The 7,266-nt window shown below is 28.4% G+C and carries 7 protein-coding genes; 5 read left to right on the forward strand and 2 right to left on the reverse strand.

Annotated features, from left to right (window positions below):
* Positions 1–513: 513 nt before the first annotated feature.
* Positions 514–765: a type B 50S ribosomal protein L31 gene (locus ABY298_RS13590; RefSeq protein WP_372746601.1), complete on the reverse strand. Its 252-nt coding sequence runs from the start codon at positions 763–765 to the stop codon at positions 514–516.
* Between the two features lie 118 nt (positions 766–883).
* Here ABY298_RS13590 and ABY298_RS13595 point away from each other — a divergent pair, with 118 nt between their 5' ends.
* The 5 genes from ABY298_RS13595 to ABY298_RS13615 are packed head-to-tail and all read left to right on the forward strand — an operon-like array spanning position 884 to position 6,205.
* Entirely contained in the window at positions 884–1,918 is a 1,035-nt protein-coding gene (locus tag ABY298_RS13595) for a glutaminyl-peptide cyclotransferase (RefSeq protein ID WP_372746602.1), read from the forward strand.
* Between the two features lie 35 nt (positions 1,919–1,953).
* Complete coding sequence (locus ABY298_RS13600; protein WP_372746604.1) at positions 1,954–3,480, forward strand: hypothetical protein; 1,527 nt, start codon at positions 1,954–1,956, stop codon at positions 3,478–3,480.
* Positions 3,481–3,483: 3 nt separating this feature from the next.
* Positions 3,484–4,164, forward strand: coding sequence for an SDR family NAD(P)-dependent oxidoreductase (locus tag ABY298_RS13605; protein WP_372746605.1), 681 nt, complete (start codon positions 3,484–3,486; stop codon positions 4,162–4,164).
* A 4-nt stretch (positions 4,165–4,168) separates the two neighbouring features.
* Positions 4,169–4,771, forward strand: a complete 603-nt coding sequence (locus ABY298_RS13610) for a SprT-like domain-containing protein (RefSeq protein WP_372746606.1) — start codon at positions 4,169–4,171, stop codon at positions 4,769–4,771.
* 21 nt (positions 4,772–4,792) lie between these two features.
* Positions 4,793–6,205: a DUF389 domain-containing protein gene (locus ABY298_RS13615; protein WP_372746607.1), complete on the forward strand. Its 1,413-nt coding sequence runs from the start codon at positions 4,793–4,795 to the stop codon at positions 6,203–6,205.
* Here the strand turns inward: ABY298_RS13615 and ABY298_RS13620 are convergent.
* The coding region (locus ABY298_RS13620; protein ID WP_372746608.1) for a TonB-dependent receptor plug domain-containing protein at positions 6,202–7,266 on the reverse strand (1,065 nt) is incomplete at its 5' end. The genes ABY298_RS13615 and ABY298_RS13620 overlap by 4 nt on opposite strands.

Here is a 7,266-nt window from a genome sequence, read left to right on the forward strand (position 1 = left end):
CTACTATAAAAGGTTAGAAGATTTATTGATTAACCCAATTAATTTTCTATAAAGCTCAATTATTGCTAAAGTCTTCAATTATAAAGGGTTTGCTATTATATATATTTTCAACATACTCCAATAAATAATTTAAGAATTTATCTTCAAAGGGTTTTAATATACACTTCAAATTTTTATTAATATGGGAATTTTTATTCTAGCTTTTTTAGTGCTTTTACCTCATTTGCAACATCTATAAACTAGTTCTCGCATTCCTCCTTTAACTAAACTAATAATACCTTCAAAAGGGAACTTTCCTTACCTGAAACTAGTACGCCTGCAATTGAACCCCCAAATTAAACTGTTATCGCTTCAGATATTTTGTGCCTATTCATTTAAATATAATTAATTGCTTTTTATTTCAACTAATAAAATATTTAATAAAGTGTTTTTAAAAGTCTAAAAAACAGCTATTTATAAACAAAAAAAATCCTCAACTTTCGCTGAGGATTTAAATATTTTTGAGGAACTAAATTATTTTTTGAATTTAGCGTATTTAGATTTGAATTTATCTATACGTCCTGCAGTATCAATCAATTTAGACTTACCTGTGTAAAATGGGTGCGACGTTCTTGAAATCTCTAATTTCACTAAAGGATATTCAACGCCATCAACTTCTAATGTCTCCTTTGTATTAACTGTTGAACGAGTTAAAAACACATCTTCATTAGACATATCTTTAAATGCTACCAATCTATAATTTTCTGGATGTATACCTTTTTTCATTGTGAACTCGTTTTAAATCTATTTTTATTTTTCAGACTGCAAATTTAACTATATTTTTGAAACTTCAAACAAATAATTTATTTTATTTACATAAAAATTAATTAATAGCTATTTTACTATGTCTTACAAGTCTGTTTTTAGAATTTTAATCTTACTTTTTCTCATTTCTTGCAAAAGCGAACATACATTTATTTTAAATTCACCATCAAAAATTCAGATTAATGAAGAGTTAATTATCTCTGTTTCTGAAAAAGATGAAAAACCAATAGATTCTGTACAGTTTTCAATTGACAATATAAAAGTTAAAGGTACTAAAAATACTGCATCTGTACCTATTAATAATTTTAAATTAGGAAAACATACCATTACTGCCCTACTCTTTTTTGAAAATAAAACCGAAAAAGTGACTAAAACTATTTATTTTATGGCAGATAAAGCTCCTGATATTTATACTTTTAAAATAATTAACAGTTACCCACATGATAAAAATGCATACACACAAGGCTTGGAGTACCATAATGGCTTTTTATACGAAGGAACTGGACGTAAAGGAACTTCATCTATTAGAAAGGTAGATTTAAAAACTGGCAAGGTTTTACAGCAAAAAGATTTAGATCCGCAATATTTTGGAGAAGGAATTACTATTTTAAACAATAAAATTTATCAATTAACTTGGCAAGATGGTTTTGGATTGGTGTACAATTTGGAAACATTTGAAAAAGAAAATGAGTTTAAATACACTAAAAGTCGTGAAGGTTGGGGTTTAACACATAACGGAAATTCAATTATAAAATCTGACGGAACTGAACGTATTTGGTTTTTAAATACCGAAACTTTACTTGAAGAAAGCTATATTGAGGCCTATACCAATCAACAAAAAGTTGAAAAACTAAACGAATTAGAATTTATAAACGGTAAAATTTACGCCAATATATGGCAAAAAAATTCTATTTTAATTGTAGATCCAACTACGGGTAAAGTTGATGGTGTTGCTGATTTAAACGGATTAAAAGAAGAAATGCTAAAAACACAAGAATTAGAGGAAATGGATGATGTTTTAAATGGTATTGCTTTTGACAAAGAAAATAACAGACTTTTTGTGACTGGAAAAAACTGGGGTAAATTATTTGAAATTGAATTGATAAAAAAATAAATAATTGTATTTTTAAAATTGCTAAAACTGCTTGTATGCGTACTATTTCAACAATTGTAATTCCAATTATTTTTATATTTTTAATTACTTCCTGCAGAAAAGACTTTTCTACTGAATTAAGTACCGGTAAATTACTATTCTCTAAAGACACCGTTTTTTTAGATACCGTTTTTACCAATATTGGTTCTAGCACCTATAATTTAAAAGTATATAATAAAAGTAAAAACGCAATTACAATTCCATCGGTTAAATTAGGACGTGGAGAAAACTCTATGTATAGGTTAAATGTGGATGGCGTTCCTGGTAAAGTTTTTGAAAATATTGAAATTTTAGCAAAAGACAGTATTTACATTTTTATAGAAACAACTATTAACTATAACCAGATTATAGATCCTATTTATATAGATTCTATTGTTTTTGATTCTGACAATTATTTACAAGATGTAAAATTAGTAACACTGGTAAAAGATGCTCATTTTTTGTATCCATCAAAAAATTCACAAGGAATAATTGAAACCATTTCTTTAGGCGAAGATACCGATGGAGAAAGTATAAATGTTAATGGCTTTTATTTATCCGGAAATACAACCTTTACCAATGATAAGCCTTATGTAATTTATGGATATTGTGCAGTTCCTTCAGATAAAACATTAACTATTGATCCTGGTACAAGTATTTATTTCCACTCAGATTCTGGTTTAATTATCTCTAAAAATGCTACTTTAACTATTAATGGAACTTTAAACAACGAAGTACTTATTGAAGGAGACAGATTAGAATCAAGTTTTAACAATGTTCCCGGTCAATGGGGAGCAATATGGTTAAGAGCCGGAAGTAAAAATAATTCCATTTCTAACACTATTATAAAAAATGCTTCTATTGGTATTATTTCCGATTCTATTGGAAGTACATCTAACCCAACTTTAACCATAAAAAACAGCCAAATTTATAACAGCTCTAATTATGGTATTTTAGGTAGAGAAACTAATATTAAAGGAGAAAACCTAGTTATAAACAATAGCGGACAATCATCATTAGCCTGTATTATTGGCGGCACGTACAACTTTACACACTCTACATTTGCTAACTATTGGACAAACAGTTCTAGAGAGTATCCAACGGTTTTAATTAACAACTATTTTAGCTATACAATTAATAATCAAGAAATTGTAGAAACCAGAAATTTATACGCAGCAAATTTTACAAATTGTATTATTGATGGTAGCAATAATATAGAATTAATTATTGATAAGGTTGAAGGTTCAACTTTTAACTATTCTTTTAAAAACAACTTATTAAAATTTAACGATTACAATAGCAATTATACAGGTTTAGCTGTGTATGATTTTACCAATACAACGTATTATCAAGACAATATTATAAATGGAACTTCCAATTTTAAATCTACTAATAATAACCAATTAATTATTGGAGAAAAATCTGATGCTATAGGCAAAGCAAATACGCAAGGAACCAATACTGTTCCTGTAGATATTTTAGGAGTTTTAAGACCTTCTCCTGCCGATATTGGAGCATATCAGCACATAACTTTTGAAAATTAATACATGAAAAATATAATAATAACAGGAACAAGCCGAGGTATTGGTTTTGAACTAGCACAACTTTTTGCAAAAAACAATTACAATGTGTTGGCTATTTCAAGAAACACAGAACCGCTTGAAAACCTACAAATAAAAAATATTACAAATCTTTCAGTTGATTTATCAAATAAAGAAGATTTAAAAAAAGTAACTGAATTTATACAAAAAAACTGGGGAACTGTTGATGTTTTAATCAATAATGCTGGAAAGTTAATAAATAAACCTTTTGAGAAACTTTCATCAACAGATTTTTTAGAAGTATACAAAGTAAATGTATTTGCTGTTGCAGAACTAACACAACAATTAATTCCGTTTTTAAAAAAAGGAAGTCACGTTGTTACTATTAGCAGTATTGGAGGTGTACAAGGAAGCATGAAATTTCCAGGATTAGCGGCCTACAGTTCTTCAAAAGGAGCAGTTATTACACTATCAGAACTTTTAGCAGAAGAATTTAAAGAACAACAAATTTCTTTTAATGTATTAGCTTTAGGTGCTGTACAAACAGAAATGTTAGATGAAGCTTTCCCTGGTTATAAAGCTCCGGTTTCAGCGAGTGAAATGGCAGACTATATTTATAATTTTGCATTAACAGGAAACAAATATTATAACGGTAAAATTTTAGAAGTTTCTTCTAGCACTCCTTAGTTTTATGATTAAAAGTATTTCAAAACATATTCCAGAGAACGCTATTGATTTAGTTCAAGAAATTTTAGAAGAACATCATATAAAAATAAAGATTGTTAATAAAAGAAACACTAAACACGGAGATTTTAGAAGGTTTCCAAATGGATCTTTTCAAATAACTATTAATAATAGCCTAAATTCATATCAATTTTTACTTACTTTAATCCATGAAATTGCTCATTTTGTAACTTACAAACAAAGTAAAAGAGTAAAACCACACGGAATTGAATGGAAAAGAAATTTTCAACATTTAATGTTACCATTTATTCAGCCCTCTATTTATCCTGAATCTGTTTTACCGCATTTGGCCAATTATATTAAAAATCCAAAAGCAAGCACTGGCGCTGATGTAAAATTAACATTTGCTTTAAAACAATTTGATGACATTTCGGGAAAGAATTTTATCTTTGAATTAAATGAAGGAAGTTTGTTTTCATTTAACGGAAAAAAATATAAAAAAGGAGCTACTAGAAGAACCAGAATTGAATGTTTAGAAACAAGTAGTAATAGAATCTATCTTTTCAATCAAAATGCTGAAATTGATCCTATTGAAAAAACAATATTATAACGTTTTTATTAAAAATTGAACATGGAAAATTCCAACAACCCACAAAACGAATTAAACACAGACAATCAACCCGAAAAAGTTGAGATATTTAATAGCATACGAGTATTTTTACACGGTGTTTTAGATATCAAAAAAGATACCGATAAAGAAGGAACCATAGAAGATATTAAAGACAATATTTCTATGAAAGGGCATACTGCCTGGGTATTGGTTTTCTCAATTTTAATTGCTTCTATTGGATTAAATGTAAGCTCAAGCGCTGTAGTAATTGGAGCAATGCTTATTTCGCCATTAATGGGTCCTATTTTAGGAGTTGGATTATCTATTGGTATAAACGATATAGATACTTTAAAAAGATCATTAATCAATTTAGTAGTAATGATTGTTTTAAGTTTAATAACTTCCTTCCTATTCTTTTTAATTCCATTATTTAGAAATGAAACGCCTGAACTTTTAGCCAGAACCGCCCCAGATGTGCGTGATGTTTTTATTGCAATTTCTGGTGGATTGGCATTAATATTAGCACTAAGCAGAAGAAGTAAACAAACAAATACCATTGCTGGTGTTGCAATTGCAACAGCATTAATGCCTCCGTTATGTACTGCAGGTTATGGACTTGCCGTTGGAAATTTAAGCTACTTTTTTGGAGCAATGTTTCTATTCTCTATAAACACTATTTTTATTGCGTTAGCAACTTTTGTTATTGTAAAGTTTTTAGATTTTCCAATGCTAAAATATATTAATTCAATAAAAAGAAAACGCATTGCAAGATTAGCTTCTTCAGTTGCATTAATTGTTTTTGCAGGAAGTATATATCTGTTTTTTAACCTGTACCAAGAGAATAGATTTAAACAAAACGCACAAGATTTAATTAATGACATTAAAGAAAGTGGCATAAGTATTATTGATGAAGAATCTGACAATATCAATTATTCTGAAAAATCAGTAAAAATTTATGTATACGGAAATAAGCTTTCTGCTGATGAAATTGAAAAATGGAAATTAAAACTTCCAGAATACGGATTAGATGACGCTACGTTACTAATACATCAAGGATCAGATGATTCTGATTTACGACACGAAGTAAATAACTTAATGGATTTGTACGCTCAAAATCAAAAAATAATCTCATCTAGAGATGAATCTATTAAAGAAAAGGAAGAAAAAATTAAAATTCTTGAATCTGAACTTTCTAAATATTATAGCTCTCAAATTCCATTTATTCAAATTAGCGAAGAAGCAAAGGCTAATTATAGCGGATTAAAGCAAATTAGTTACGGAAAAATAATTGAAACTAACTTTAAAAAAACCGATACCATTACTATTTTTAATACAAAATGGCACGATTCCGTTCCAACATCTAAAGAACAAAAAGTTCTACTTAAAAAATGGCTTAAAATACGTTTAAACCAAAATAATATTATAGTAAACTAAAAATCTATAATAACTCCAAATCTTGGCAATATAGTTCCCGAGGTGTTTTCAACCGTTTCTAAAACATATTTAGAACTATCGTTGGCATCAATAATTCTAGCTCCGTTTTCATCAACAGTAGGAATTAAATAGCCTTGTTCCTTACTTTCACTTCCATAAACATTTTGTATATCAAAGTAAAAATTTAATGAAAAATGTTTCCAATACCAAGTTTTATCAACTCGTATATCTAATTGATGGTAATTCTCATAACGTTCTGTGTTTAATTGATTATAATCTAAAATACCGCTATTAGATACATTGTAATTTTCTATAATTGAAGAAGCATTTATATCATACGGCGTAAACGGACTACCACCCACAAACCTAAACTTACCTCCTATTTCCCAGTTCTTTTGAAGTTTTTTCCCTCCTGTAATAGTTAACAAATGCTTATTATCCCAAGAAGACGGAATATAGTTATTGTTCTTATCTTTAAATTCACTCACTACAAAAGTGTATGAAACCAATCCATATAAACCGTTATATGATTTTTTTTGAGCAAAAACCTCAAAACCATACGATCTTCCTTTAGATGTTGATGTTACTTCCTCATTTCCAATAACACCAAAATCTGAACCCAAATTTGCCAAACTAATTTGATCTTTTACCGAGAATGGATATTTCTTATAATTTTTATAAAAACCCTCTAATGTTATTTTAGAATTGCGTTCTGGTTTAAATTCAACACCAGTAACAATATGCCGAGCATTAATATAGTTTAAATTATTAGATTTATTTACCAACTCATTTGCCGAATTTCTGTACCCTAAAACCGTATAAGAAGGCAATTGATAATAACTTCCTGCAGAACCATTAAAGGCTACTTTTGAATTTAATTGGTAAGAAACAGATAGTCTTGGTGAAAATTGATTAAAAACATTGCTCATTTCACTATTATAATCCAATCCATCCATTCTAAAACCAACTGATGTTCCTAATTTAGAATTCAAGTATTTTTTTGATATTTGACCAAACAAACTATATTTCACCAAAGTTATTTCCGAAGAAAAATCTATTTC

The sequence above is a fragment of the Lutibacter sp. genome, assembly GCF_041596795.1.
GTDB lineage: Bacteria > Bacteroidota > Bacteroidia > Flavobacteriales > Flavobacteriaceae > Lutibacter.

Coding starts and splice junctions, on each gene's coding strand:
- ABY298_RS13590 (WP_372746601.1), bottom strand. CDS start 765: ATGAAAAAAGGTATACATCCAGAAAATTATAGATTGGTAGCATTTAAA.
- ABY298_RS13595 (WP_372746602.1), top strand. CDS start 884: ATGTCTTACAAGTCTGTTTTTAGAATTTTAATCTTACTTTTTCTCATT.
- ABY298_RS13600 (WP_372746604.1), top strand. CDS start 1,954: ATGCGTACTATTTCAACAATTGTAATTCCAATTATTTTTATATTTTTA.
- ABY298_RS13605 (WP_372746605.1), top strand. CDS start 3,484: ATGAAAAATATAATAATAACAGGAACAAGCCGAGGTATTGGTTTTGAA.
- ABY298_RS13610 (WP_372746606.1), top strand. CDS start 4,169: ATGATTAAAAGTATTTCAAAACATATTCCAGAGAACGCTATTGATTTA.
- ABY298_RS13615 (WP_372746607.1), top strand. CDS start 4,793: ATGGAAAATTCCAACAACCCACAAAACGAATTAAACACAGACAATCAA.